Here is a 25,597-nt window from a genome sequence, read left to right as displayed (position 1 = left end):
TTCAGCCATGGCCGAGGAAACCGACACGCATACCGACACGGTCGCCGGCACCGCGCTGACGTTGAAGGACATCGCCCGCCAGGCGGGCGTCAGTCTTGCGACAGTGGACCGCGTCCTGCACAACCGCCCGGGCGTCCGGCCGGACACGGTCCGGCGCGTCAAGGAGGCGATCGCGCGCAACGCCTTCCAGCCTCATGTGGCTGCGGCCGAGCTCGCCCGCGGCCGGGCCCGCCGCTTCGCCTTCGTGATGCCGTCGGGGCCGAACCTGTTCATGCAGCAGATCCAGGACTATCTCGGCGAGATGTCGGCCTGGCTTTCGGCCCGCCGCCTCGCGGTCGAGGTCGTTGCAACCGATGTGTTCGATCCGTCCGTGCTCGCCGCCTCGCTTGAGGCGCTGTCGGGCGATTGCGATGGTGTCGCCGTGGTGGCGCTGGACCATCCGAGCGTCCGCGCCGCGATCAACGACCTCGTCGATGCCGGCACCAAGGTGGTGACGCTGGTTTCGGACGTGCCGTCCTCGCGCCGCCACCATTATGTCGGCATCGACAACATCGCCGCGGGCCGCACCGCCGGCGCGCTGGTGGGGCGGCTGGCCGGTCAAAAGTCCGGCAAGGTCGCGATTGTTGCGGGATCGCAGGGGCTGCGCGACCATGCAGAGCGCATCTTCGGCTTCACCCAGGTGATGGCGGCGGAATTTCACGGGCTTAACGTGCTGCCGGTGCTGGAAGGCCGCGACGAGGACGACCGCTCGGAACAGGTTTTGGGGCGACTGCTGCGCGCTCATTCCGACATAGTCGGCCTCTACAACGTCGGCGCCGGCACGCAAGGCGTCGCCAAGGCGCTCGGCGATGCCGGACGGGATAAGCAGGTGGTGTTCGTCGGTCACGACGTCACGGTGCTGACGCGCAGACTGCTGTTGCAGGGCGTAATGGATGCCGCGATTTCGCAGAACCCGGGGCATGAAGCGCGCGCCGCCGTGCGCGTGCTGCTCGCGCTCGCCCGCGGCGAGCCGATCCTGCGCGAACAGGAGAAGATAAGGATCGACATCGTGATGCGGGACAATCTGCCCTAGGCCCAAGGGACGATCAGCCGAACGGCAGGACGGATTTCGAGAAGGCCCCTAGCGGGAAGGCGACGAAAGTTCGCACGCCGCGACAGGATCGAAAGGGAGGATGGCGTGTATCTCGGAATGGACATCGGCACGTCCGGTGTGAAAGCGGTGCTCGTGAGCGAGGCCGGCGCGATCGTCGCGACGACCGCGCGCGAGCTTGCGCTGTCGCATCCCGCGCCGCTGTGGTCCGAGCAGGATCCGGACGCCTGGGTCGATGCGGCAATCGGCGCCGTCGATGATCTTGCCGCAAGCCATCCGCGCGAGGTCGCGCGGGTGCGCGGCATCGGGTTGTCCGGTCAGATGCATGGCGCGACGCTGCTCGGCGCGGACGGCCGTCCGCTGCGCCCGGCCATTCTGTGGAACGATGGCCGCTCGCAGGCCGAATGCGCCGCGCTCGAGCGGCGCTGTCCATCGCTGCAGGGCATCGCCGGCAATCTGGCGATGCCTGGCTTCACCGCGCCGAAGCTGCTCTGGGTCGCACGGCATGAGCCCAAGATATTCGAGCGCGTGGCAAAGGTGCTGCTGCCGAAAGCCTATGTCCGTTATCGCCTCACCGGCGAGATGGTCGAGGACGTGTCGGATGCCGCGGGTACGCTGTGGCTCGACGTCGGCCAGCGCCGCTGGTCCGCCTTGCTGCTGCATGCCACCGGGCTCGATCTTCACCATATGCCGCGCCTCATCGAAGGCAGCGAGGTCAGCGCGACGCTCGCGCCGGAATTGGCGCAGCGCTGGGGCATGGCAAAGGACGTCGTGGTCGCCGGCGGCGCCGGCGATTGCGCGGCGAGTGCTATCGGGCTCGGCGCGATTGCACCCGGCGATGCCTTCCTGTCGCTCGGCACCTCGGGCGTGGTGTTTCGCGTGACCGATCGGTTTGCGCCGGCGCCGGCCTCGGCCGTCCATGCGTTCTGCCACGCGCTGCCCGGCCTGTGGCACCAGATGGGTGTGATGCTGTCGGCGGCGGCCTCGCTTGCCTGGCTGGCCGGCGTCATGGAGACACCGGCGGCTGCGCTCTTGGCGCCGCTCGGTGAGCGTGTCGATCGGCCGAGTCCCGTCAAATTCTTGCCTTATCTCGACGGTGAGCGCACACCGCACAACGACGCTGCGGCCAGCGGTGCCTTTGTAGGCCTACGCGGTGCGACCGGCCGCGGCCAGATCGTTCAGGCCGTGCTGGAAGGCGTCGCCTTTGCCGCGCGCGACAATCTGGCGGCGCTGAGCGCAGCGGGCGGACCGATCGCGGAGGTCGATCTCGTCGGCGGCGGCTCGCGCTCGCCACTCTGGGCGCAAATCTGCGCCGACGTGCTCGGCATTCCCGTCCACCGCGTCGAGGAAGGCGAGGTGGGGGCAGCGCTCGGCGCCGCGCGGCTCGGCCGGCTCGCCGCCACCGGCGAGGAGCCTGCAGAGGTCTGCTCGCGACCGCGGCGGCTTGCGAGTTTCATGCCCCGCTCAGCCACTGCTTCCGCCTACGACGATGCCTATCGCCGCTGGCGCGATCTTTACCCCGCGTTGAAGGAGTCCGCTTAAGTGAACGCGTCAGCCAAATTCTTCGATGCAAGCGCACCCGTCGCCTTTGCCGGCAAGGATGCCGGACAAGCGCTTGCCTTCCGCTGGTACGACAAGGACCGCATGGTCCATGGCCGGCGGCTCGAGGATCACTTGCGCTTTGCGGTCTGCTACTGGCATTCGTTCTGCTGGCCGGGCGGCGATCCCTTCGGCGGCGAGACGTTCTTGAGGCCCTGGCACCACGGCACCGATGCGATGGCTCTGGCGCGGGCCAAGGCCGATATCGCCTTCGAGCTGTTCCGCCTGCTGGACGTGCCCTTCTTCACCTTCCACGACGTCGATGCGGCGCCGGAAGGCGCCTCGCTCGCCGAATCTGTCGCCAACCTCAACGCGATCGCCGATCTGTTCGAGAAGAAGATGGCCGCGAGCAAGGTGCGCCTGCTCTGGGGCACCGCAAACTTGTTCACGCACCGCCGCTACATGGCAGGTGCTGCAACCAATCCCGATCCCGACGTCTTCACCTATGCCGCCGGCCAGGTCCGCGCCGCGCTGGAAGTGACGCATCGGCTCGGCGGCCAGAACTATGTGCTGTGGGGCGGGCGCGAGGGCTATGAGACGCTGCTCAACACCGATCTCAGGCGCGAGCTCGACCAGCTCGGCCGCTTTGTCTCGCTCGTGGTCGAGCACAAGCACAAGATCGGTTTCAAGGGCCCGATCCTGATCGAGCCCAAGCCGAAGGAGCCGACCAAGCATCAATACGATTTCGACGTCGCCACCTGCTACGGCTTTCTGCAGCGCTACGACCTCTTGAACGACGTCAAGCTCAACATCGAGCAGAACCACGCCATCCTTGCCGGCCACTCCTTCCATCACGAGGTCGCGCTCGCCGAGGCGCTCGGCGTCTTCGGCTCGCTCGACATCAACCGCGGCGATGATCTGCTCGGCTGGGACACCGACCAGTTCGCGATGAACGTGCCGGAGCTCGCCCTGGTGTTCCACGAGATCCTGAACCGCGGCGGCTTCACCTCCGGCGGGCTCAATTTCGACGCAAAGATCCGGCGCCAGTCGATCGATCCCGACGACCTGATCCATGCCCATGTCGGCTCGATGGATGCCTGCGCGCGCGCGTTCCTTGCCGCCGCTGACATGATCGATGCCGGCGCTCTCACCGCGCCGCTCGCCGAGCGTTACGGCAGATGGGCGGGCGCCGAAGGCCGTGCCATTCTCGGCGGAGAGCGTTCGCTTGCCGATCTCGCCGATCGTGCACTCACACCCGGCTTCGACCCGCAGCCGCGCTCGGGCCGGCAGGAGTATCTGGAATCCCTGGTCAACCGCTACGTCTGAGCGAGGCGGCTTATGGCAAATGCAGCAGCACAGCAGCCAGTCCTCGAACTGACCGGGATTGGCAAGGAGTTCGGCGCGATCCGTGCGCTGCATGGCGTCGACATGCAGGTCTTCCCGGGCGAGGTGGTCGGCCTGATGGGCGACAATGGCGCCGGCAAGTCGACGCTGGTCAAGATCATCGCCGGTAATTTTCGCCCGAGCCACGGCGAGATCCGCTTTGCCGGCAGCGCGGTCCATTTCAACCGCCCGGTCGATGCCCGCGCGGTCGGCATCGAGGTGGTCTATCAGGACCTCGCGCTGGCCGACAATCTGACGGCGGCCGCCAACGTGTTTCTCGGCCGCGAGCTGAAGCGCAAGTTCGGCCCGTTTGCCTTGCTCGACCACAAGGCGATGGCGGCGCGCGCGCTGGAGCTGTTCGGCGAACTGCGCTCGGAGACACGGCCGTATGATCTCGTCAAGCAGATGTCGGGCGGCCAGCGCCAGGCGGTCGCGATCGCGCGGACGCGGCTCTCCAATGCCAGGCTGGTGATGATGGACGAGCCGACGGCCGCGATCTCGGTGCGTCAGGTCGAGCAGGTGCTGAGCCTGATCCACCGGCTGAAAGAGCAGGGCGTCGCCGTGATGCTGATCTCGCACCGCATGCCGGACGTATTCGCGGTGTGCGACCGCGTCGTGGTCATGCGCCGCGGCGAGAAGCGCGCCGACAAGCCGATCCATGAGACGTCCCCTGAGGAAGTCACCGCTCTCATCACCGGCGCGAAGGAGGCGGCGTGATGGCCATGCCCATGGAATCCCCGATCACCTTCACCAATATCGGCAAGGCCAGGTGGTGGCAGCGCGGCATCTTCGCCTCCCAGACCGGCTATGTCCTGCTCGCGCTCGCGGTGCTGCTGGCGATCATGCATTTCGCCAGCCCCTATTTCTTCACCGAAGGCAACATGCAGAACGTGGCGAAGAATTTCTCCTTCATCGCCATTGCGACGCTCGGCGTCACCTTCGTGATCATCACCGGCGGCATTGATCTTTCGGTCGGCTCGATGATGTGCTTCTCGGCGATGATCACCTCGATGGTCATGACCGAGCTGTCGACGCCCGGCTCGCCCGCAGCCTCCCTGTTCGTTCACATGGCCGCAGACGGCAAGACCGTGATTGCCAACGTGCCGGGGCTCATCCTGCTGATCTCGCTCCTCGCCGGTCTGGGCGTCGCGCTGATCGCCGGTCTCGTCAACGGCTTCTGTATCGCCGTGCTTGGCCTGTCGCCCTTCGTCACCACGCTCGGTATGCTCTCGATCGTGCGCGGGCTCGGCTATGTCGTCTCCAACGGCCGCGGCAGTTTTCCGGGCGGGCCGGACGCCGATTACTTCTACGCAGCGACCTCCGGTGACGTGCTCGGCGTACCCGTACCTTTCATCTATCTCGTCATCCTCGCGCTGGCGATGGCCATCGTCCTGCACCACACCAGCTTCGGCCGGCATGTCTTCGCGCTCGGTGGCAACGAGAAGGCGGCCGAACTGACCGGCATCCCGGTCGTGCGGGTAAAGATCGAGGTCTATGTGATCTGCGCGCTCGCCGCGGGACTCCAAGGCATCATCATCTCCGGCTGGCTCGGATCGGCGCCGGCCAACATGGCGACATCCTATGAGCTCAACGTGATTGCGGCGGCCGTGATCGGCGGTGCCAATCTTGCCGGCGGCGTCGGCGGTCCGTTAGGGGCCATCGTCGGCTGCGTGCTGCTCGAGGTGATCCGCAACGGTCTCGTGCTGGCGCAGGTCAGCTCCTACTGGCAGCAGACGCTGGTGGGTGTGATCATCATCCTGGCGGTGCTGGTCGACCGCATCCGCTCGCGGATGATCTGAAGTGACGTCGTTTCGGGAGGGCAACGAAGATGCCGCCTATCCGCTTCCCGGACGATTTTGAGAGGATAGGCGCCAGACAAGGGTGGAGGAGAGCAATGAGGAGACTTCTTCTTGCCGGCATGGCCGTCGTGATGATGGCGGCCCCGGCGTTTGCCGCGAACTACCGTTTCGTGATCGTGCCCAAGGCGATGAACAACCCGTTCTTCGATTTCGCGCGCGATGGCTGCCAGAAGCGCGCCAAGGAGCTCGGCAACATCGAGTGCATCTACAAGGGGCCGGTCGAGCACGAGCCGGCGACGCAGGCGCAGATCATCCAGGACTTCATCACCCAGAAGGTCGATGGCCTTGCGATCTCAGTCGCCGACGTCGCGGCCATGACCAAGTCGATCGAGGCGGCGACCGCGGCCGGCATCCCCGTCATCACCTTCGACGCCGATGCGCCGGGTTCCAAGCGCATCGCCTATATCGGCACCAACAACAAGGAGTTCGGCCTCGCGCTCGGCAAGCAATTGCTGAAGCTTCGGCCCGACGGCGGCAAATATGCCATGGTCTCGGGCGGCCCCGGTGCCAAGAATCTCGCCGAACGCGTCGATGGCGTTCGCGAGGCGCTGAAGGGCTCGAAATGGACCGAGGTCGGCGGCTCGCCGACCTTCTGCAACGATGATCCCGCGCTCGCGGTCCAGCAGATGACGGATTTGCGTACCGCGACGCCCGACCTCGCCGCGATCGTTCCCGTGGGCGGCTGGCCGATGTTCGCCCCCGAAGGCTTCAAAGCTTTCGCCACGAGGTACAAGAAGGACATCGACGCCGGCAAGTTCACGCTTGTTGTCGCCGATACGCTGAAGATGCAGCTCGAGCTGCTGCGCGACGGCTATGCCAATGCTTTGGTCGGCCAGCGCCCGTTCGAGATGGGCGAGAAGGCGATGGATACGCTGCTCGCCATCAAGAAGGGCGAGAAGGTGCCGGAGATCGTCTATACCGGCCTCGATCTCGTGACCAAGGACAACGTCGCACAGATGTTGAAATAGGAGTGTCGCCAGCCCCACACTCTTATGCTCCCTCCCGCTTGCAGAGCCCGCAAGCGGGAGGGACACTGGCTCCCGGAAGGAACGGCAATGAAACGGTCGCAGTTCGGCGCTCTCGATGTCACATCAATCGGTCTCGGCACCGCGCCGCTCGGAGGATTGTTTTCCGCGGTCAGCGACACTGACGCGGAAGCGACGATCGAGCGCGCATGGTCGCTTGGTGTCCGCTTCTTCGACACCGCGCCGCTCTACGGCTTCGGCCTCGCCGAGCGGCGGCTGGGTGGCTTCCTGCGGCAAAAACCGCGCGATTCCTATGTCATTTCCACCAAGGTCGGACGGCTCTTGCGGGCGCCGGCCGGCGTTGCGGGCGAGGACGATCACTATAAGGACACGCCGCGCGAGCGGCCGGTGTTCGACTTCAGTCATGACGGCGTCATGCGTTCGGTCGAGGAGAGCCTTAAGCGCCTTGGGCTCGACCGCGTCGATATCCTGCTCGTTCACGATCCGGACGACCACTTTGAGGCCGCAGTTGCCGGCGCCTTCCGCGCGCTCCGTCGCCTCCGCGATGAGGGCACGGTGAAGGCGATCGGCGCCGGCATGAACCAGTCCGAGATGCTGGTCCGCTTCGCCGAGGCCGTGTCCCTCGACTGCTTCCTGCTGGCCGGTCGCTACACGCTGCTCGACCAGGGCGCGCTGGATGCGCTGTTTCCGCTGTGCCTTAGGAAAAACATCGGCATCCTGCTCGGGGGCATCTACAACAGCGGCATCCTCGCCGATCCGCGCGCCGGCGCGAAATTCAACTATGAGGATGCCGACGCAGTGCTCGTCAAGCGCGCGATCGAGCTCGACGAGCTCTGTCGCAAGCACGGCACGGAGCTGAAGGCGGCCGCGTTCCAGTTCTGCATGGCCCATCCGGCGGTGACGGTCGCGCTGACCGGCGCCCGAACGCCGGCGGAAGTGTCCGACAACATCGCGATGTCGGAACGAACCGTGCCGCCGGCCTTCTGGCAGGAGCTGCGCGCGCGCAACCTCGTCGATGCGCGGGCGCCGTTGCCCGGTGGAGTGTAGCGCATGGTGATCGACGGCCATCAGCATTTCTGGGATCCGGCGCGCGCCGACTATCCCTGGATGGAAGCGCCGGAGCTGGCGCCGATCCGCCGCGCATTCGGCCCGGTCGACCTCGCGCCGCTTCTGAAGGCGAACGGCATCGACGCGAGCATCCTAGTGCAATGCCGCTCCGCGCTGGCGGAGACCGAGGAATTCTTGCGCATTGCCAGCGCAACGCCCTCCGTCATCGGCGTGGTCGGCTGGGCCGATCTTACGGACGGCGCGCTCGACGAGACGCTTCATCGGCTGCGTACTTCGCCTGGTGGCGAGAAGCTCGTCGGCATCCGCCACCAGGTCCACGATGAGTCCGATCCGGATTGGCTGCTGCGCGAGGACGTCCAGCGCGGACTCACCGCGGTGTTCGCGCACGATCTCGCCTACGACCTCCTGGTCCGCAGCCGCGAGCTGCCGGCCGCGATCGCTACCGCGCAGGCCTTTCCCAAGGCGCGCTTCGTCCTCGACCACGCCGCCAAGCCGCCGATCGCCGATGGCGGCAGCGCCGAATGGTCCGATCGCATCGCCGCGCTCGCCGCTTGCGGCAATGTCTGGTGCAAGATCTCAGGGCTAGCGACCGAGGCGAAATGGGACGATTGGACCGCGGAGCGGCTGTTTCCCTACGTCGACCACGTCGCCAAATGTTTTGGCGAGGACCGTCTGATCTTCGGCTCCGACTGGCCGGTGTGTTTGCTTGCCGGAAGCTACAGCGAGATCAAGGGCGCGTTGGAAGCGTGCCTGGCGAAGCTCGGCCCGCATGTGCGCGAGAAGGCGTTTGGGGCGAATGCGAAGGCTGCGTATCGGTTGCTGGCTAACTAAAGCCGCGACCTCGCTGCCCCTTCTCCCCTTGTGGGAGAAGGTGGCGCGAAGCGCCGGATGAGGGGTCTCTCTCCGCGCGCTCACCGCAGCAGAGTTATTCGCGGAGAGAGACCCCTCACCCGTCTCGCCGCTACGCGGCGAGCCACCCTCTCCCACAACAAGGGGAGAGGGTAAGCAGAACGCGGATCCTCACGCCCCCGCGGGCACCTGATCCAGAAATCCCGTGATGCTCTTGATGCGCCCGTCGCGGAGTACGGCGAAGTCGGTGCCCTTGATCGGGCTGTCGACGCCGTCGGGGCCAAGGCCCCAACTGAAACGAACATGGTCGCCATAGCCGTTGGGCTCGCCGATCAGCTTGAACTTGAAGTCGGGAAAGCGCTGCTGCACGCCGGCAATCAGCGCGTCGACACCGTCATGGCCGTCACCCTTCATCAGGGGATCGACGTAGCTCGCGTCCGCCGTCCAGTTTTCGCTGAGCAGTTGGCGCCGGCGGCTCGCCGTGCGCTCGTTCCAGAGGTCGATATAGCGGCGGGCGATGGTGACGTGATCGGTCATGGTGCTCTCCTTCGATGGCGCCGTGTGGTTCGGCTGACCGTGACTATCGAAGGTTTGCGCGCGCCGATCGATTACCTCTGAGGTTATCGGCGCGCGCACAAATCACGCGGCGTCACTTTGCCGCGGTCACCATGATCTCGACGGTGTATTGCGGCGCCGCCAGCTTGGCTTCGACGGTGGCGCGCGCCGGCGTGTTGCCAGGCGACACCCAGGCGTCCCACACCGCGTTCATCTCCTGGAAGGTCTTCATGTCGGTGATGTAGATCGTCGCCGACAGCAGCTTCGACTTGTCGGTGCCGGCCTTGGCGAGATGGCCGTCGATCGTCGCCAGGATGTCCTGGGTCTGCTTGGTCACGCTTTCGCCGGCCGCCTTGTTGGCGACGACGCCGGCGAGATAGACGGTGTTGCCGTGCACGACGACCTGGCTCATGCGCGGGCCGGTTTCGAAACGCTGAATGCTCATTGCGGGTCTCCTGATGGAAGGGCGGCCCTGTCTAGCGCAGGGCCTCGCGCTCTGCCACCCCGTGCGGCGCATGCGTCGCCCACGGAAATCGGCCGAAAAAGCCCGGATCGAGTCGTCACGCCCTTGACGTCGATCGTATCGGCGAATGCCGCAACGGCGTGCCGGCGCGCGATCTATCCCACCGCTTTCGCCGCGGCGCGGCCCGCATTGCGGCCCGAGAACAGGCAGCCGCCGAGGAAGGTGCCCTCGAGCGACCGATAGCCGTGCATGCCGCCGCCGCCGAAGCCGGCGGCCTCGCCGACCGCGTAGAGCCCGGGAATGATCTGTCCTTCCTGGCCGAACACGCGCGAGTCGAGATCGGTCTCGAAGCCGCCCAGCGTCTTGCGGGTGAGGATATTGAGCTTGACCGCGATCAGCGGCCCGTGCGCAGGATCGAGGATCCGGTGCGGGGAGGCGGTGCGGATCAGCTTGTCGCCGATGTAGCGGCGCGCATTGTGGATGTTCATCACCTGCGCATCCTTGACGTAAGGGTTGGCGATCTCGCGGTCGCGCGCCTCGATCTGCATTTTGACATAGTCGAGCTTGAGGAGATCGTTGCCGGCAAGCTTGTTCATGGCCGCAACGAGGTCCTCGAGCTTGTCGCGCACGATGAAGTCGACGCCATGGTTCTTGAAGGCTTCCACCGGCGCCGGCGCGCCCTTGTTGGTGGCGCGGCGGAGCGTCATGCGCCAGCTCTTCCCCGTAAGATCGGGGTTCTGCTCCGATCCCGACAGCGCGAACTCCTTCTTGATGATGCTCTGCGTCAGGACGAACCAGGAATAATCATAGCCCGTAGACATGATGTAGCCGAGCTGGCCGAGCGTGTCGGAGCCGGGAAACAGCGGGGCCGGCAGGCGCGTGCCGGTCGCGTCGAACCACATCGAGGAAGGGCCGGGCAGGATTCGGATGCCATGGCGCGGCCAGATCGGTGACCAGTTCTGGATGCCCTCGACATAATGCCACATGCGGTCGCGGTTGATCAGCCGCGCGCCTGCCGCCTCGGTGATTCCGATCATGCGGCCGTCGACATGCTCGGGCACACCGGAGATCATGAATTTCGGCGGTTCGCCGAGCCGCTTCGGCCAGTTCTGCCGCACCAGGTCGTGATTGCCGCCGATGCCGCCGGAGGCGACGATCACCGCCTGCGCTTTCAGCGCGAACTCGCCGACGACTTTGCGCGAGGAGCTCTTGCCGCGCTCCACGTTGTCGGACTCGAGAATGACGCCGCTCACGCCGTCGACCGTGCCATTGGTGACGGAGAGCGCATCGACGCGGTGACGGAACTTGAAGATCAGCCGTCCGGAACTCGCCGCCTCGCGCGCGCGGCGTTCGAACGGCTCGACGATACCGGGGCCGGTGCCCCAGGTGACATGGAAGCGCGGCACCGAATTGCCGTGGCCCATCGCGTCATAGCCGCCGCGTTCGGCCCAGCCGACCACCGGAAAAATGCGATGGCCCATCGCGCGCAGCCAGTCGCGCTTCTCGCCGGCGGCGAACGCCACATAGGCCTCGGCCCATTGGCGCGGCCAGAAATCCTCGTCGCGGTCGAAACCGGCGGTGCCGATCCAATCCTGCAAGGCGAGATCGAAGGAGTCCTTGATACCGAGCCGGCGCTGCTCGGGTGAATCGACCAGGAACAATCCGCCGAACGACCAGAACGCCTGGCCGCCGAGCGACTGTTCGCCCTCCTGGTCGACGACGATCACGCGCTTGCCGGCATCCGCAATCTCGGTTGCGGCCACCAGTCCCGACAGTCCCGCGCCGACGACGATGACGTCCGCCTGCTCGCCCGAATGTACGGTCATGAGGTTCCCCCTGTAGTTGTCCGGATTGAAGCCAGCGGCCGTAGCTGAGATCAAGTGTGGAAGGCGTAAGAGTCCGTTAACTTGTTCCGGTTTGGGACCGAGGCCGGCGGAGTGCAGCGCGGACGCAACACTGGATTTGAATTTGTTTTGAGCGGGCCAGCGTGCCTAGACAAAACCACGGTTACGACGGACGCTAGCTGCGCATCACCACCAGACACAAAGATTCGAAATCGACTGGGGCGGGGAAATGAAGCTTCTGACGGGGTTGCTCGCGGCGATTCTCTTGATCGCGGGCATGGGGGCCTCTCACGCGGTGGTTCGGATCGCGGACGATCGTGGCGGCCGGATCGGAACCTATGTCGACCGCTACCAGGATCTGCGCCAGTCCGGTGAAACCGTCATCATCGACGGCCTTTGTGCTTCGGCCTGCACCATCGTCCTCGGCGCGATCCCGCGCGATCGCATCTGCGTCACCTCGCACGCGACGCTGGGCTTCCACGCGGCTTGGGATTTTGGCGCCAATGGCCGGGCCATCACCAATGCCGAAGCCACCCAGATGCTCTACGCGATGTATCCCTCGCAGGTGAGGCGCTGGATCGCACAGCGTGGCGGTCTCACCCCGCACATGCTCTTCCTCCGGGGCAAGCAGCTTCAGGCCATGTACAAGCCCTGCTACCTGGACGCGCAGGCTTCGACCAGCAGGCCGCTGCGCCGGCCTCTTCCGCCAGCGGACCAGCTCGAGTCCGCCCGGGGCGAGTTGTTTCACTAAATCCATCAGCGCGACGTGACCTGATCGTTTTGCCCGCCGGCGGCGCTTGCCCGCCCGCGGGCTAGCGCCTATTTGAAGGGCAGGGAACCGGAGCGTTCGCCCGGATCGTTGTCATGGCTCAACCGCTGCACCCCGCCCATCCGGTATTGGACAATTCGCCCACTGCCGGCCGGACGCCGTCCATGCTGGTGTTGGCTGGCGCAGGTCTCGGCGGCCTGATCGTGATCGGCGCGCTCGCATTGTGGTTCCACTATGGCACCCAGGTGTTCTTTGAAATGATCAGGACCGGCTTTGCCGCCTGTTTCTGACGCTGGGACAACAGGAAGTTTTTCGACCATGAGCTCCACCACCCGCCCGCTGGTGATCGCAACCGCCTTCGCCGCAAGCCTGGTCGTCGGGCTGCTCGTGGTGTTCTGGACGATGGGCGGCGTGAGCAAGGTGGCGCAGCCGGCCGCGATCGGCGGCCCGTTCCAGCTCACCGACCAGCACGGCAAGACCGTCACCGACAAGAGCCTGAAGGGCAAGCCGACGCTGATCTTCTTCGGCTACACCCATTGCCCCGACGTCTGCCCGACCTCGCTGTTCGAGATCTCCGAGGTGCTGCGCGCGATGGGCAAGGATGCCGACAAGGTCAACGCCTATTTCATCTCGGTCGATCCCGAGCGCGACACCCAGGCCGCGATGAAGGATTACCTGTCGAGCTTCGATCCTCACCTCGAGGGCCTCAGCGGCGATCCCGCTGATATCGCCAAGGTGATCACGTCCTACCGGGTCTATGCCAAGAAGGTCCCGACCAAGGACGGCGATTACACAATGGACCACACCGCACTGATCTACCTGATGGACCGCGACGGCCGCTTCGTCTCCCCCTTCAACCTGAAGCGCACGCCGGAAGAGGCCGCGGCCGAGCTGAAGCGATATCTCTGATACTTTCATTGGCGGGATCGACCGATCCATGGACTCGGTGCACCTCTCCCGCTTGGCCACAATCCCCGCTCGCGTTCCCGGTGGGATGGTCTATAAGGCCCTCCGATCTCAACGAAATTCGTTCATTTTCCGCCGATGGCCCCATCGCAACAGGCGAAATTGCCCAAAACTGTCCGTGGCCTCCTGACCGGGCTGGCTGTCGGGGTGTGCCTGTTCGCGCTGGCGCCGGGCGCGGAGGCGCAGACCCCGGCCCAGCCGCCGGCTGCGGCGCCTCAGGCTCCGCCCAAAGCCCCCCCTCAAGCCGCGGCCCCCCAGGCCGTGCCCGGCTTCTGGGATCCGCGGCGGCGCCCTGAGCGGCCGGACCTGTCGCGCCTGACCGTGATCCGCTTTTTGACCGAGACGGACTATCCGCCGTTCAACTATACCGGGGCCGACGGCAATCCGGCCGGCTTCAACGTCGATCTCGCCCGCGCGCTGTGCGATGAGATCAGGATTACCTGCACGGTGCAGATGCGCCGCTTCGAGACGCTGGTCGATGCGCTCACGTCCAATCGCGGCGATGCCATCATCGCCTCGATGGCAGTGAGCCCGCAGCTCCGCGCGCGCGTCGATTTCACCGATCCCTATTACCGCGTGCCGGCGCGCTTCGCCTCGCGCAAGGACGCGGTGATGCCGGAGATCCGCCCCGAATATCTCGAGGGCAAGAAGGTCGGCGTCATCGCGGGCTCCGCGCATGAGGCCTACCTCAAGGCGATGTTCACCGACGCCGAGCTGCACGCCTATCCCAATGACGAGGCGTTGCGTGCCGCTCTCCGCAGGGGTGAGGTCGATTTCATCTTCGGCGACGCCATCTCGCTCGCCTTCTGGATCAACGGCACGGATTCGGGCGATTGCTGCGCCTTCTCCGGTGGCCCCTTCGTCGAAAGCCGCTTCTTCGGCGAGGGCATCGGCATTGCCGTGCGCAAAGGCAATGACGTGCTGCGCCAGGCCCTGAACTGGGCGCTGTTCCGCGTCTGGGAAAAAGGCCGCTACACCGATCTGTGGCTGCGCTACTTCTCGGTGAGTCCGTTTTAGTTCTGTCGCTGCCGCCTCCGTCGTCATTGCGAGGAGCGCAGCGACGAAGCGATCCAGAGTGTCTCCGCGGAAAGATTCTGGATTGCTTCGCGGAGCCTGTCATCGGGCCGCGCTTCGCGCGGACCCGTTGGCTCGCAATGACGGTGTGTGGTGCCGCATCATCCCACAAAATTGCATTCTGCCCGGAAATCGCTAATTTCCGCGGCCCGGAGGCCCCGTAATGTCCGTTATCGATCTTGCCGCAAACCCGAGCGATCTGCGCGCGCTCGCCGAACAATCCAACGCCTGGCCGTTCGAGCAGGCGAAGGCGCTCGTCGCGCGGCTGAAGAAGAAGCCGAAGGACGAGGTGCTGTTCGAGACCGGCTACGGCCCGTCCGGCCTGCCGCATATCGGCACGTTCGGCGAGGTCGCGCGCACCTCGATGGTGCGCCACGCCTTCCGCGTGCTGACCGAGGACAAGATCAAGACGCGCCTGCTCGCCTTCTCCGACGACATGGACGGCCTGCGCAAGGTGCCGGACAACGTTCCGAATAAAGAGCTCTTGGCGCAGTATCTCGGCCGTCCGTTGACCGCCGTGCCGGACCCGTTCTCGAACGAGCATCCCTCATTCGGCGCCGCCAACAATGCGCGCCTGCGCGCCTTTCTTGATCATTTCGGCTTCGACTACGAGTTCGCGAGCTCGACCGACTACTACAAGTCGGGCCGCTTCGACGCGACGCTTCTGAAGATGCTCGCCGCCTACGATGAGATCATGGCGATCATCCTGCCGACGCTGGGGCCCGACCGCCGCGCCACCTATTCGCCGTTCCTACCGATCAGCAAGACCAGCGGCGCCGTGCTCCAGGTGCCGATGATCCGCCGCGATGTCGCCGCCGGCACGGTGACCTATGTCGATCCCGACAGCGGCGAGGAGGTCGAGACGCCCGTCACTGGCGGCAACGTGAAGTGCCAGTGGAAGGCCGACTGGGCGATGCGCTGGGTCGCGCTCGGCGTCGACTACGAGATGGCCGGCAAGGATCTGATCGATTCGGTGAAGCTCTCCAGCGCGATCGCCAGGGCGCTCGGTGCCGCGCCGCCCGAAGGCTTCAATTACGAGCTCTTCCTCGACGAGCAGGGCCAGAAGATCTCGAAGTCGAAGGGCAACGGTCTCACCATCGACGAATGGCTGCGCTACGCCTCGCCGGAATCGCTGTCGCTGTTCATGTATCGCGAGCCGAAGGCGGCCAAGCGACTGTATTTCGACGTCATCCCGCGCAACGTCGACGACTATCAGCAGTTCATCGATGGCTTCCCGAGGCAGGATGCCAAGCAGCAGCTCGGCAATCCGGTCTGGCACATCCACAACGGCAATCCGCCGAGCGGCGATATGCCCGTCACCTTCCAGCTCCTGCTCACGCTGGTGTCATCGTCGAATGCCGAGAACGCCGAGACGCTGTGGGGCTTCATCGGCCGCTACCGGCCCGGCGTGAGCCCGCAGACACATCCGAAGCTCGATGCGATGGTCGGCTACGCCATCAATTATTATCGCGACTTCGTCGCGCCGACGAAGCAGTTCCGCGAGCCGACCGATACCGAGCGCGCCGCGTTGCAGGATCTGCGCGACGCGCTGTCGCAGCTTCCGCAGGACGCCTCGGCCGAAGATATCCAGAACGTCGTCTACGAGATCGGCCGGCGCGAGCCGTTCCTCGATCAGGTCAAGAAGGGTAAGGACGGCCGTCCCGGGGTCACGCTCGACTGGTTCAACATGCTCTACCAGGTGCTGCTCGGCCAGGAGAAAGGCCCGCGCTTCGGCTCCTTCGTCGCCGTCTACGGCATCCAGAACGCGGTCAACATGATCGACGGCGCGCTGGCGCGGAGTGCGTGAGCGGCGTAGTGAACGTGAAGCCCGGATGGAGCGAAAGCGAAATCCGGGGCCTTCACAAGGCACCAGCCGTCCCAGATTGCGCTTCGCTCCATCCGGGCGACAGACCTCCGTTGCGGCGCAAGCGATCTCCCCAACGTCGTCCCGGCGAAGGCCGGGACGCATACCGCGTGATCTAAAGCGCGATGAGATTAGGATAAATCGTCATCGCGCTTTAGGAAAACCGCTGCACACTTTTCCGGATCATGCTCTAGCGGGGAACGGCGGTCTCGGTACCGACGAAGGCGCAACTACGAATCTTCGCCAAACTGCTCCCTGTGGTAATGGGTCCCGGCCTTCGCCGGGACGACATTGTTGATTGGGGCGTCGGCACCGCATCTTCATGCGCAATCGTCCTTTCGCCAGAACGACATTGATAGCCGTGTCGTGTCGCCCATCAGATCGATCGCAGCACGGAGCGCCGGTTGTCCTTCTGCACCGGGCGCGCGTTCATGGGATAGAGCTTTGCGAAGGCGGCGATGTCGGCGCTGGCGACCTGGATCGGATCGGTCAGCAGCAGCCATTCGACGATCTCCGAGCAGGGCGGCGTCGTCAGCGAACCGGGATAGCGGAAATAGCCGAGCCTCGGTGGCAGCATGGCGTTGGGATTGATGCCCGCATCCGCCTTCACCACAGGACCCTCCGTGCCAGGCATGGTCTTGACGATCCGGCTGAAGGCCGCGTTCGGCTTGCCCTCGGCCATCAGCACGCCGACCACGGCGAGCCCGCCCGAGTCGGCGCGATGGACGAAATGCGCCTCCATCGGAAAGTTCTTTCCGCCGATCGTGTGTTCGCTCGGGCGGTGGAAGTGGACCTGAAGCAGCTTGTATTTGACGTCGCCGAGCGTCAGCGTGCTGCCTTCCGCGAAGTTGAGCTGGATCGTGTGCCCGTTGTTGACGATGGTATCGGCGCTCCTGGCCCAGTTGAGCTTCAGCGTGGGCAATTGCGATTTGATCGCCGCCTCGATGTCGATCGGCGACTGCTGCAGGCCGACCGTGCAGGCCTTGTTGGCCGCGTCGAGTTCACCCCATTTGGCGGGGCCGCCGGCGCCCTCATAGCTCCAATGCGCGCCTTCGGCGGCGAATGCCGGCTTGCACAGCGGACACAGCGCGAGACCTGCAAGCGCCTTCAATGCATGACGTCGATCCATCATATTCCCCCTCGCGATGATTCGGTGCGCGATAGGCGCGCAACCTAGGCGAGAGGTACGGTGAGTCGCAATGGCGATCGGGGGCGGATCGTCACCCTACGCAGCGATCGTCCTGTCATCGTCCTTTGACGAGGCCTGGCGCAAGGCAATCACTGGCTCGCCCAGACGATCCGCGCGATCCACGCGATGTCAGCGACGGCGAGCGTGCGCCCGGCCTGTGCCGTATCGAGCGGCTGCAGTTCCAGCGCCTTCGCCGTGCGGCGCATCAGCGTCCTCACCATCACTTCGCCTGCGCGGGTCTTCACCACCACGCGGTCGCCCTTGCGGATCGGTGTGCCCGGCGAGACCAGGATGATGTCGCCGTCGCGATAGGCCGGCGCGAGCGCGTCACCGGAAATCTCCAGCGCAAAGGTATGCCTGTCCTCGGCCGAAGGCAGCGCGACCTGGTCCCAGCCCTTGCCGGATGGAAAGCCGCGATCGTCGAAATAGCCGCTTCCCTCGGCGAGCGCGAAGCCGATCAGCGGCACCGAGCGGCCATCGCCCGGGCTGTCGTCGATCAGCCTGACGAAGGTTTCGATCGACGAACCGGCCGCGCTGAGCGCCTTTGCGATCGATTCGGTCGAGGGCCAGCGCTCGCGGCCGTCGGAGGTCACGCGCTTGGATTTGTTGAAGGTGGTGGGATCGAGCCCGGCGCGCTTGGCAAGGCCCGAGGGCGACAGGCCTGCGCGCGCGGCCAGCCGATCCAGCGCGCCCCAGATCTGATCGTGGGTCAGCATCCTCTGCGCTTTGGCCTGCCTGACCATGGAAGGTCCAGCCCGTCGCAACTCAGGAAAACTATCCTCAAATCAACCGGTTTTCCGTTTTCCGTGCAAGAGGCGGCATGCAAGCCTTGAGTTCGGCAGGGGCCGCCTTTACGGTCGCGCCCGGGTTTTCGGACCCGTACCAGGCGAAAAACCCCAAGAGACTCAAAGAGCAAACAGGGCCCGTTAAGCGGTGGTCAAGATCTACAAAATCTGTCCGGCCTCGGCCTGGCGCGAGGCGGAGCGGCAGGGTGTCTACCGGGGCAGCGCGGATGACGCGCGCGACGGTTTCATCCATTTCTCGACCGCATCCCAGGTTCCCGAGACCGCGCGAAAGCATTTCTTCGGGCAGCGTGCGCTGTTCCTGGTCGAGGTCGATGGCGATGCGCTCGGCGCCGACTTGCGCTGGGAGCGCTCGCGCAATGACGAGCTGTTTCCGCACCTCTATGGCGAACTCGACCTCGGCGCGGTGATCTCGGTGATCAACCTGGCAATGCGCTCCGATGGCGGTCACGACATTCCGGAGCTTGCGCCGTGATCCGCGCCTTCGATGCCCTGTCGCTGCCGGTCCTGCGCTGGCTCGATCCGGAGGATGCGCACCGGCTCGCGATCCAGGGGTTGCGGTTCCTGCCGCCGGGAAAGCCCCGTGAGGACGATCCCAAGCTCGCGGTGCGCGCCTTCGGGCTCAACTTCCCCAATCCGATCGGCATGGCCGCTGGCTTCGACAAGAGCGCCGAGGTGCCGGATGCGTTGCTTCGGCTCGGCTTCGGCTTCGTCGAGATCGGCTCGGTGACGCCGCGCCCGCAGAGCGGCAATCCGCGGCCGCGGCTGTTTCGCCTCGAGCGCGACGAGGCCGTCATCAATCGCATGGGTTTCAACAATGACGGCGCGGAGGCCGCGCTACGACGTCTGGCCGCGCGCGCGCAGAACGGCGGCATCGTCGGCGTCAATGTCGGCGCCAACAAGGATTCGCCGGACCGCGTTGCCGACTACGTCAAGCTGATTGAGACCTTTGCGCCGGTTGCGAGCTATTTCACCGTCAACATCTCCTCGCCGAACACGCCGGGCCTGCGCAACCTGCAGGAAGGTGCGCTGCTCGACGATCTCCTCGCCAAGGTGATCGACGCGCGCGAGCGGGTGCGCCAGAAGGCCGGCGACACGCCGGTGCTGCTCAAGATCGCGCCGGACCTCAGCCTCGCCCAGCTTGATGACGTCGTGCAGGTCGCGCGCTCGCGCCGGGTCGACGGCATGATCGTGTCGAACACGACGATCGCGCGGCCGAGCACGCTGCGCGAGGAGATGCGCGCGAAAGAGCAGGGCGGTCTCTCCGGCCGGCCGCTGTTCCGCCTGTCGACGCGCATGGTCGCGGAGACCTATGTGCGGGTCGAGGGTGCGTTCCCCCTGATCGGCGTCGGCGGCGTCGATTCCGGCGGCGCGGCGCTGACGAAGATCCGCGCCGGAGCGAGCCTGATCCAGCTCTATTCGTCGCTGGTCTACAAGGGCCTCGGCCTCGTCGACGAGATCAAACGCGACCTCACCTCGACGCTGTTGCGCACAGGGAGGGATTCCCTCTCCGAAATCGTCGGCGCCGACGCCGCGACGCTCACGGCGGAAGACTGGCCGGGGATGTAGCCCTTCGCCTCTCCCCGCGTGCGGGGAGAGGCCGGATCGCATCGAAGATGCAATCCGGGTGAGGGGGACTCTCCGCGAGTCCAACTGTCACTGCCCCCGCGGAGAGTCCCCCTCACCCCAACCCTCTCCCCGCAAGCGGGGAGAGGGAGAAGCAAACGTCGCCCTGAACAGCGCCGGATAGCGCGCGCCCTGCAACCCGCCACGCGCGACATAGAAGGCGAGCAGCGCGCACCACAGTCCGGCGTTGCCGAGCGATTGCAGCGCCCACCAGGTGCCGAAGAAGATCGCGAGCGAGGCCAGCATCAGATTGCGCATCTCGCGCGCCCAGGTCGCGCCGACATAGATGCCGTCGAAGCCGAAGGCGAACACGCCGGGCACCGGCGCGAGCACGATGAACATTAGGAAGTCGCGCGCGCTGCGGCGGACGCCTTCGCTCGCGGTCATGAAGTCGATCATGGCCGGCCCGAACAGGGCGAACAGCACCGCAACCACCAACGCGAAACCGAGCCCCCACATCAGCACCAGCCGGGTCGAAGCGGCAAAGCCCTTTGCGTCGCGTGCACCAAAGGTGCGCCCGCAGAGCTGCTGGGCTGCATTGGCAAGGCCATCGAGGAAGAAGGCGCTGACCAGCAGGAAATTGTTGAGCACGGAGTTCGCGGCCAGCGTGACGTCGCCGGCGCGGGCGCCCTTGGCGGTGAAGAACAGGAACGCGGCGATCAGCGCCGCGGTGCGGATCATGATGTCGGAATTGACCGACAGCATCCGCATCAGCTTCGCCCGGTCGAGCAGCGTCTTTCGCGGCACCGCGAAGCCGCCATCCGCATAGCGCCGGCAGACGATCACGCCGAGGACGAAGCCGACCGTTTCCGAAAGCAGTGCGGCGATCGCAGCGCCCGCGATGCCGGTGTCGTAGACGAGCACCAGCAGGATCGTCGCCATCATATTGATGAGGTTGATGACGATCTGAAGCAGCAGCGCCGGATTGGCACGGGCCTGACCGACCAGCCAGCCGAGAATGACATAGTTGGCGAAGGCGAACGGCGACGACCAGATCCGGATCATGAAATAGGTTGTTGCAGCGCGCGTCACGCCCTCGCTGCCGCCCATCAGGTCGAACAGCACGGCAGCCAGCGGCAGTTGCAGCGCGATCAGCGCGGCGCCGATCAGGCCTGCGACGATGAAGCCGCGCACCAGGATCGCGCTGAGTTCGTGCGTCTCGCCCGCGCCCAGCGCCTGCGCAGTGAAGGCGAGCGTGCTCATGCGCAGGAAGGCGAACAGCCAGAACAGGCAGTCGAAGATCACCGAGGCCATCGCGACGCCGCCGAGCAGCGCGGCGTCGTCGAGTCGTCCGATCGCGGTGGTCGAGACCACGCCGATCAGCGGCGTGGTGAGATTCGCGACCATCGCCGGCCCCGCAATGGCGAAGACCTGGCGGGTACCGACCTTGGGATGAGCGGGCGCGTGCATGTCAGACCGCGAGCACCATGCCGTCTTCGGCCGCAAGATGCGCGACGTCATCGAGGTGCGACAGCATGTCGTCGCTCATATGGGTGAGGACGAGCCGCTTGGCGCCGATGGCGGGCAAATGCTGTTCCAAGGTCTTCAGGCTGAGATGGTTCTTGACCACCTTCTCGTACATATAGGCTTCCGTGATGAAAAGGTCCGCGCCATGCGCCAGCGGAATGAGCGTCTCCGTCCATTCGGTGTCGGCGCTGTAGGCGAGGGTGCGGCCCTCGGCCTCGACGCGATAGGCGAGGAACGGCCCGCCGGATTCGCCGTGCACGACAGGGTAGGGCGTCACCGTCACAGCGCCGAAGCTGCGGCTCTGCTCGGGCTGTAGCTCGATGACGGAGAGCTCGAAGCGTTGCTTGGTTTTTGAGGAGTGCTCGAACAGCGCCTCCATCATCTGCGCAAGCCGCGTCGTGATCCCTTGCGGGCCGGCGATGATGAGCGGCCGCGTCCGCCGCGAGAACTGCGCATCGAGTACGAAGAACGGCAGGCCGGCAAAGTGATCGCCGTGGAAATGCGTGATCAGAATGAGATCGATCTCGTTGCGATCGATCTCGAGCCGCTTCAGCGCCGGCAACGCCGACGCGCCGCAATCGATCAGAAAATTGGCTTGTTGCCCGGTAACATGGAAGCAGGTGTTCAGCCTGCCGCCCGAACCAAAGGCATCGCCGCAGCCGACAAAGCGCAATTGCATCGGCTGTGCTCTTTCCTTGCGTCTTACCGGCCGCGTGGCGCGCCGAAGACGCGCGACAGCAGCCAGATCGGGATCACGATGACCGCGCCGAGCAGGAAGTAGCGCCACAGCCAGTTGACGGCGTCGAAGCCAAGATCCCACAGCCGCCGGAACAGCAGCCGGATGCTGTAGATGATATTCCAGGGATCGAAGCCGATCGCGGCGAGCACGACGCCGACTAGGATCGAGAGCATGATGAGGCGGAATGCGACCGCCAGTGGCGAGCCGCCGAGGAAGCGGTTCAGGCCGTCATGGCTTGCCGGCAAATCTCTGACGTCGTTGGCCATCGCAAAAACTCCTCGCCGGATTCGCCTGCATTATAGGTCACGGCAGGGCACATGGGGAACCCGCCTCCCGCCGTCAATGGCCGCCGGTTCCGGTCGCCGCGTTAATTGTTGGTAGGGATTCGTCCGCTTTCAGCATCTTCTCCAGCGTCTCCAGCCGGTCCGCCTCGCGTGGCGGCTTGTCCCAGCGCAGGCGGCTGATGCGGGGAAAGCGCATGGCGACACCGGATTTGTGCCGCGGTGAGCGCTGCAGGCCCTCGAAGGCGACCTCCAGCACCAACCCTTTCTCGGGCTCGTGCACGACGTGACGGACGGGGCCGAATTTTTCCGTGGTGTTGCGGCGGACGAAACGGTCGATCTGCAGCAGCTCCTCGTCCGTGAAGCCGAAATAGGCCTTGCCGACCGGCACCAGCTCGTCGCCATTCTCGCCCGAGGTCCAGACGCCGAAGGTGTAGTCGGAATAGTAGGAGGAGCGCTTGCCGTGGCCGCGCTGCGCATACATCAGCACGGCGTCGATGATGTGTGGATCGCGCTTCCACTTCCACCATTGTCCCCTTGGCCGCCCAGGCAAGTAGGGTGCGTCGCGCCGCTTCAGCATCACGCCTTCGACGGCGTCCGCATCCTCGCCCGCGCCGGCGTTGGCCGGATCGGCGCGTGCCGCGGTCAGCGCCTCCCAGCTTGCGAAGGGGACCGTCGGCGACAGGTCGATGCGGGCATCGTCGAGTTTTTTGATGAATGTCTCCAGCCGCTCGCGCCGCTCGGCAAAGGGCAATTGGCGCAAATCGTTCTCGTCGTCGCCGAGCAGGTCGTAGGCGCGCAAGTGAATCGGAAACTCCTTGATCAGCTTTGGTGAGACGACCTTGCGGTTGAGGCGCTGTTGCAGAACGTTGAAGCTTTGTACGCGCCCGTCGCGCAGGATCAGAAGCTCGCCGTCAATCGCACCGGGCAGGCGCAGCGACGGCACGAGATCGGGAAAGCTTCCCGTGATGTCCTCGCCGGTGCGCGAATAGAGCCGCGCCGTGATATGGCCGCGGTCGTCGCGGCCCGCGACCGCCTGCACGCGGATGCCGTCCCATTTCCACTCGGCGATGTAGTCTGCTGGATCGAGCGTGGCAAAATCGGTCTCCTCGATCGCATGCGCCAGCATCACGGGGCGGAACGGCGCCGGATCGCGGTTGACGGGTTTTTCCGCGCGCCCCTCCAGCCAGGCGAACAGGTCGAGATAGGGCGGAGATAGGCCCGGCCAGATCAACTCGACTTCATGTGGATCCTTGTCGCCGAGCGCGGCGGCCGCGGTTTTCGCCAAGCGCGCCGAAATGCCGATGCGCAGCGCGCCGGTAACGAGCTTCAACAGCGCCCAGCGGCCGGTCTCGTCGAGCTCGTCGAGCCAGCGCGCAAGCTGTGCCGGCATGTCGGTCTTGCCGAGCGTGCGGAGCGTTGTGACGACGTCGGTGAGGGTAGGAGGTGGTGGGTTGTTATGATTGCGCGGGCGGAGCGATGCGTCAGCATCTCGCCCGGGGTACCTCCCTCCCTGCCCCCCGGAGCGAGCGAAGCTCGTCTCCTCCCCCGCAAGGGGGGAGGGAACGTTGAGAGCCGTGCGTCCATCACTTTCGGGGTCTCTGTCAGTTACCTCGTTGGTCGCTCGCCATATTCGCTGCTGCGCTCCCTCCCCCCTTGTGGGGGAGGGCTGGGGAGGGGGGTGGCCCAGGAAAGACTGATTGTCGTTGACGATTCCCCTCGGCCACATCAGCGCCACCGTCTCCGAGAGGTCGCCGACATAGTCATAGGACAGCCCGAACAGCACCTCGTCGGTGCGCGCCGCGATCAAGTCGCGGATCAACGCGGGCTTGGCGTGCTTGAAGCTGAGCGCGCCGGTCAGCGCGGCCAGCGCATAGCCGCGGTCGGGATCGCCGACCTCGCGGAAATAGCTGGTGATCAGCCGCAGCTTGTTGTTGCGGCCGGGCTCGTAGGCGAGGCGATCGAGGAGTTCGGCGAAGCGGTTCATGCCTCGGCCTCGTCAGCGAGCGGCGTCTCGGTCTCTTCCTCATCGCCATAGCCGACGAGATTGAGCGGTCGCGCCTGCAGGCCTCTGCTCCTGCACCAGTGCACCAGCGCGTCCTCCTGGCCGTGTGTGACCCAGATCTCACCGGCGCCGGTCGCGGCAATCGTGGCGGTGAGGCCGTCCCAATCGGCATGATCGGAGATCACCAGCGGCAGTTCGACGCCGCGTTGCCGCGCTCGCGCACGCACCCGCATCCAGCCCGAGGCGAACGCGGTCACGGGATCGGGAAAGCGTCGCGTCCAGATATCGGATGTGGCCGAGGGCGGCGCCAGCGTGATGGTGCCGGCGAGAGCCGCTTTCTTCATGCCCTTCACGGGTCGCAGCTCGCCGAGATCGATCCCGCGGCTCTGGTAGTAATGCGTGATCGTTTCCATCGCGCCATGCAGATAGATCGGCGCGTCGTAGCCGGCTCGCCGGAGCAGCGCGATCACGCGCTGGGCTTTTCCGAGCGAATAAGCGCCGACGAGATGCGCGCGCTCGGGAAACAGCGCGACCGACGCGAGCAGCTTCTTCACCTCGTCGGCCGCATTGCCGTGCCGGAACACCGGCAATCCGAACGTCGCCTCCGTGATGAAGACGTCGCAGGGCACGAGCTCGAACGGCGTGCAGGTCGGGTCCGGCGCATCCTTGTAGTCACCGGAGGCGACGATGCAGGTGTCTTTGCAGCTCACCGCGATCTGCGCCGAGCCGAGCACATGGCCGGCCGGGTGAAACTTGACGCGGACATCGCCGAGCCGGATCTCCTCGCCATAGCGGATGGCTTGCGTCGAGCCCGCGAAATTCTCGCCATAGCGCAGCCGCATCATGTCCAGCGTTTCCTGCGTCGCCAGCACCGCGCCGTGGCCGGCGCGCGCATGGTCGGAATGGCCGTGGGTGATTACGGCCCGCTCCACGGAGCAGACAGGATCGATATGGAAGCCGCCGGGCTTGCAGCACAGGCCGGCAGCAACTGGCAGCAGGATGTCTTGCGGACGCATGCCGGTTATATAGGGCGCCGCTACCGCAATGTTCACCCGTCATGCGCGGGCTTGCCGTCTCCGCTAGGCTTCGCCGCCCCAGTGGTGTAAAAGCCCGCCGAAGCCATTGGCGGAGGCGGGACGCGCGCATCCATCCTCTTAAACACTCCCTTTTTTAGATGG

General features: G+C 65.5%; 25 protein-coding genes. 15 read left to right on the top strand and 10 right to left on the bottom strand.

The window, feature by feature from the left end:
- Positions 1–7 precede the first annotated feature (7 nt).
- The 8 genes from MTX21_RS23590 to MTX21_RS23555 all read left to right on the top strand — a co-directional run bounded on the left by MTX21_RS23590 (position 8) and on the right by MTX21_RS23555 (position 8,756).
- Positions 8–1,072, top strand: a complete 1,065-nt coding sequence (locus MTX21_RS23590; RefSeq protein WP_280967075.1) for a LacI family DNA-binding transcriptional regulator — start codon at positions 8–10, stop codon at positions 1,070–1,072.
- Positions 1,073–1,177: 105 nt separating this feature from the next.
- Positions 1,178–2,632: a xylulokinase gene (xylB, locus tag MTX21_RS23585; RefSeq protein ID WP_280967074.1), complete on the top strand. Its 1,455-nt coding sequence runs from the start codon at positions 1,178–1,180 to the stop codon at positions 2,630–2,632.
- Positions 2,633–3,955 (top strand): xylose isomerase, encoded by a 1,323-nt coding sequence (gene xylA, locus MTX21_RS23580; RefSeq protein WP_280967073.1) that lies wholly within the window; start codon positions 2,633–2,635, stop codon positions 3,953–3,955.
- A gap of 12 nt (positions 3,956–3,967) precedes the next feature.
- Positions 3,968–4,729, top strand: coding sequence for an ATP-binding cassette domain-containing protein (locus tag MTX21_RS23575; protein ID WP_280967072.1), 762 nt, complete (start codon positions 3,968–3,970; stop codon positions 4,727–4,729).
- Positions 4,729–5,811, top strand: a complete 1,083-nt coding sequence (locus tag MTX21_RS23570) for an ABC transporter permease (protein ID WP_280967071.1) — start codon at positions 4,729–4,731, stop codon at positions 5,809–5,811. Before MTX21_RS23575 ends, MTX21_RS23570 begins: the two co-directional genes overlap by 1 nt.
- 95 nt (positions 5,812–5,906) lie before the next feature.
- The gene (locus tag MTX21_RS23565; protein WP_280967070.1) at positions 5,907–6,839 is read left to right on the top strand and encodes a sugar-binding protein; all 933 of its coding nucleotides are present in this window, start codon (positions 5,907–5,909) and stop codon (positions 6,837–6,839) included.
- Between the two features lie 87 nt (positions 6,840–6,926).
- Positions 6,927–7,904, top strand: a complete 978-nt coding sequence (locus tag MTX21_RS23560; RefSeq protein WP_280967069.1) for an aldo/keto reductase — start codon at positions 6,927–6,929, stop codon at positions 7,902–7,904.
- A gap of 3 nt (positions 7,905–7,907) precedes the next feature.
- Complete coding sequence (locus MTX21_RS23555; RefSeq protein WP_280967068.1) at positions 7,908–8,756, top strand: amidohydrolase family protein; 849 nt, start codon at positions 7,908–7,910, stop codon at positions 8,754–8,756.
- A gap of 189 nt (positions 8,757–8,945) precedes the next feature.
- On the opposite strand, the gene MTX21_RS23550 is transcribed toward MTX21_RS23555, so the two are convergent.
- The 3 genes from MTX21_RS23550 to MTX21_RS23540 all read right to left on the bottom strand — a co-directional run bounded on the left by MTX21_RS23550 (position 8,946) and on the right by MTX21_RS23540 (position 11,618).
- The gene (locus MTX21_RS23550; protein ID WP_280967067.1) at positions 8,946–9,311 is read right to left on the bottom strand and encodes a nuclear transport factor 2 family protein; all 366 of its coding nucleotides are present in this window, start codon (positions 9,309–9,311) and stop codon (positions 8,946–8,948) included.
- Positions 9,312–9,423: 112 nt separating this feature from the next.
- Positions 9,424–9,774, bottom strand: coding sequence for a RidA family protein (locus MTX21_RS23545; protein WP_027549734.1), 351 nt, complete (start codon positions 9,772–9,774; stop codon positions 9,424–9,426).
- 173 nt (positions 9,775–9,947) lie between these two features.
- Positions 9,948–11,618, bottom strand: a complete 1,671-nt coding sequence (locus tag MTX21_RS23540) for an FAD-binding dehydrogenase (RefSeq protein WP_280967066.1) — start codon at positions 11,616–11,618, stop codon at positions 9,948–9,950.
- A gap of 247 nt (positions 11,619–11,865) precedes the next feature.
- Here MTX21_RS23540 and MTX21_RS23535 point away from each other — a divergent pair, with 247 nt between their 5' ends.
- From MTX21_RS23535 to MTX21_RS23515, 5 genes are all read left to right on the top strand, one after another.
- Positions 11,866–12,387, top strand: coding sequence for a hypothetical protein (locus tag MTX21_RS23535; RefSeq protein WP_280967065.1), 522 nt, complete (start codon positions 11,866–11,868; stop codon positions 12,385–12,387).
- A 113-nt stretch (positions 12,388–12,500) separates the two neighbouring features.
- A complete protein-coding gene (locus tag MTX21_RS23530; RefSeq protein ID WP_280967064.1) occupies positions 12,501–12,695 on the top strand; it encodes a hypothetical protein in 195 nt (64 codons plus the stop codon).
- A 28-nt stretch (positions 12,696–12,723) separates the two neighbouring features.
- On the top strand, positions 12,724–13,314 hold the full coding sequence (locus MTX21_RS23525) for an SCO family protein (RefSeq protein WP_280967063.1): 591 nt from the start codon (positions 12,724–12,726) through the stop codon (positions 13,312–13,314).
- A 135-nt stretch (positions 13,315–13,449) separates the two neighbouring features.
- Entirely contained in the window at positions 13,450–14,388 is a 939-nt protein-coding gene (locus MTX21_RS23520) for a transporter substrate-binding domain-containing protein (protein ID WP_280967062.1), read from the top strand.
- Positions 14,389–14,608: 220 nt separating this feature from the next.
- Positions 14,609–16,252 carry a lysine--tRNA ligase gene (locus MTX21_RS23515; protein WP_280967061.1) on the top strand — a complete coding sequence of 548 codons (1,644 nt, stop codon included), beginning with the start codon at positions 14,609–14,611 and terminating at the stop codon, positions 16,250–16,252.
- A 433-nt stretch (positions 16,253–16,685) separates the two neighbouring features.
- Here MTX21_RS23515 and MTX21_RS23510 read toward each other — a convergent pair whose 3' ends face one another.
- The gene (locus MTX21_RS23510) at positions 16,686–17,438 is read right to left on the bottom strand and encodes a carbonic anhydrase family protein (protein WP_280967060.1); all 753 of its coding nucleotides are present in this window, start codon (positions 17,436–17,438) and stop codon (positions 16,686–16,688) included.
- Between the two features lie 149 nt (positions 17,439–17,587).
- Positions 17,588–18,241 carry a helix-turn-helix transcriptional regulator gene (locus MTX21_RS23505; RefSeq protein ID WP_280967059.1) on the bottom strand — a complete coding sequence of 218 codons (654 nt, stop codon included), beginning with the start codon at positions 18,239–18,241 and terminating at the stop codon, positions 17,588–17,590.
- Positions 18,242–18,431: 190 nt separating this feature from the next.
- On the opposite strand from MTX21_RS23505, the gene MTX21_RS23500 reads away from it, so the two are divergent.
- Positions 18,432–18,776 (top strand): DUF952 domain-containing protein, encoded by a 345-nt coding sequence (locus tag MTX21_RS23500; protein ID WP_280967058.1) that lies wholly within the window; start codon positions 18,432–18,434, stop codon positions 18,774–18,776.
- The gene (locus MTX21_RS23495) at positions 18,773–19,870 is read left to right on the top strand and encodes a quinone-dependent dihydroorotate dehydrogenase (RefSeq protein WP_280967057.1); all 1,098 of its coding nucleotides are present in this window, start codon (positions 18,773–18,775) and stop codon (positions 19,868–19,870) included. The genes MTX21_RS23500 and MTX21_RS23495 overlap by 4 nt, the downstream gene beginning before the upstream one ends.
- An 87-nt stretch (positions 19,871–19,957) precedes the next feature.
- Here the strand turns inward: MTX21_RS23495 and MTX21_RS23490 are convergent, their stop codons facing one another.
- The 5 genes from MTX21_RS23490 to MTX21_RS23470 form a co-directional block, all read right to left on the bottom strand.
- Positions 19,958–21,337, bottom strand: a complete 1,380-nt coding sequence (locus tag MTX21_RS23490) for an MATE family efflux transporter (RefSeq protein WP_280967056.1) — start codon at positions 21,335–21,337, stop codon at positions 19,958–19,960.
- Position 21,338: 1 nt separating this feature from the next.
- Complete coding sequence (locus MTX21_RS23485; RefSeq protein ID WP_280967055.1) at positions 21,339–22,073, bottom strand: MBL fold metallo-hydrolase; 735 nt, start codon at positions 22,071–22,073, stop codon at positions 21,339–21,341.
- 23 nt (positions 22,074–22,096) lie between these two features.
- Positions 22,097–22,399, bottom strand: a complete 303-nt coding sequence (locus MTX21_RS23480) for a DUF6460 domain-containing protein (RefSeq protein ID WP_280967054.1) — start codon at positions 22,397–22,399, stop codon at positions 22,097–22,099.
- 73 nt (positions 22,400–22,472) lie between these two features.
- Positions 22,473–24,401, bottom strand: coding sequence for an ATP-dependent DNA ligase (locus MTX21_RS23475; RefSeq protein WP_280967053.1), 1,929 nt, complete (start codon positions 24,399–24,401; stop codon positions 22,473–22,475).
- Positions 24,398–25,435: a ligase-associated DNA damage response exonuclease gene (locus MTX21_RS23470; protein WP_280967052.1), complete on the bottom strand. Its 1,038-nt coding sequence runs from the start codon at positions 25,433–25,435 to the stop codon at positions 24,398–24,400. The genes MTX21_RS23475 and MTX21_RS23470 overlap by 4 nt, the downstream gene beginning before the upstream one ends.
- Positions 25,436–25,597 lie beyond the last annotated feature (162 nt).

This window comes from Bradyrhizobium sp. ISRA430, from assembly GCF_029909975.1.
Taxonomy (GTDB): Bacteria; Pseudomonadota; Alphaproteobacteria; order Rhizobiales; family Xanthobacteraceae; genus Bradyrhizobium.
The sequence above is the reverse complement of the archived record's forward strand: the minus strand, read 5'-3'. Positions and strand labels throughout refer to the sequence as shown.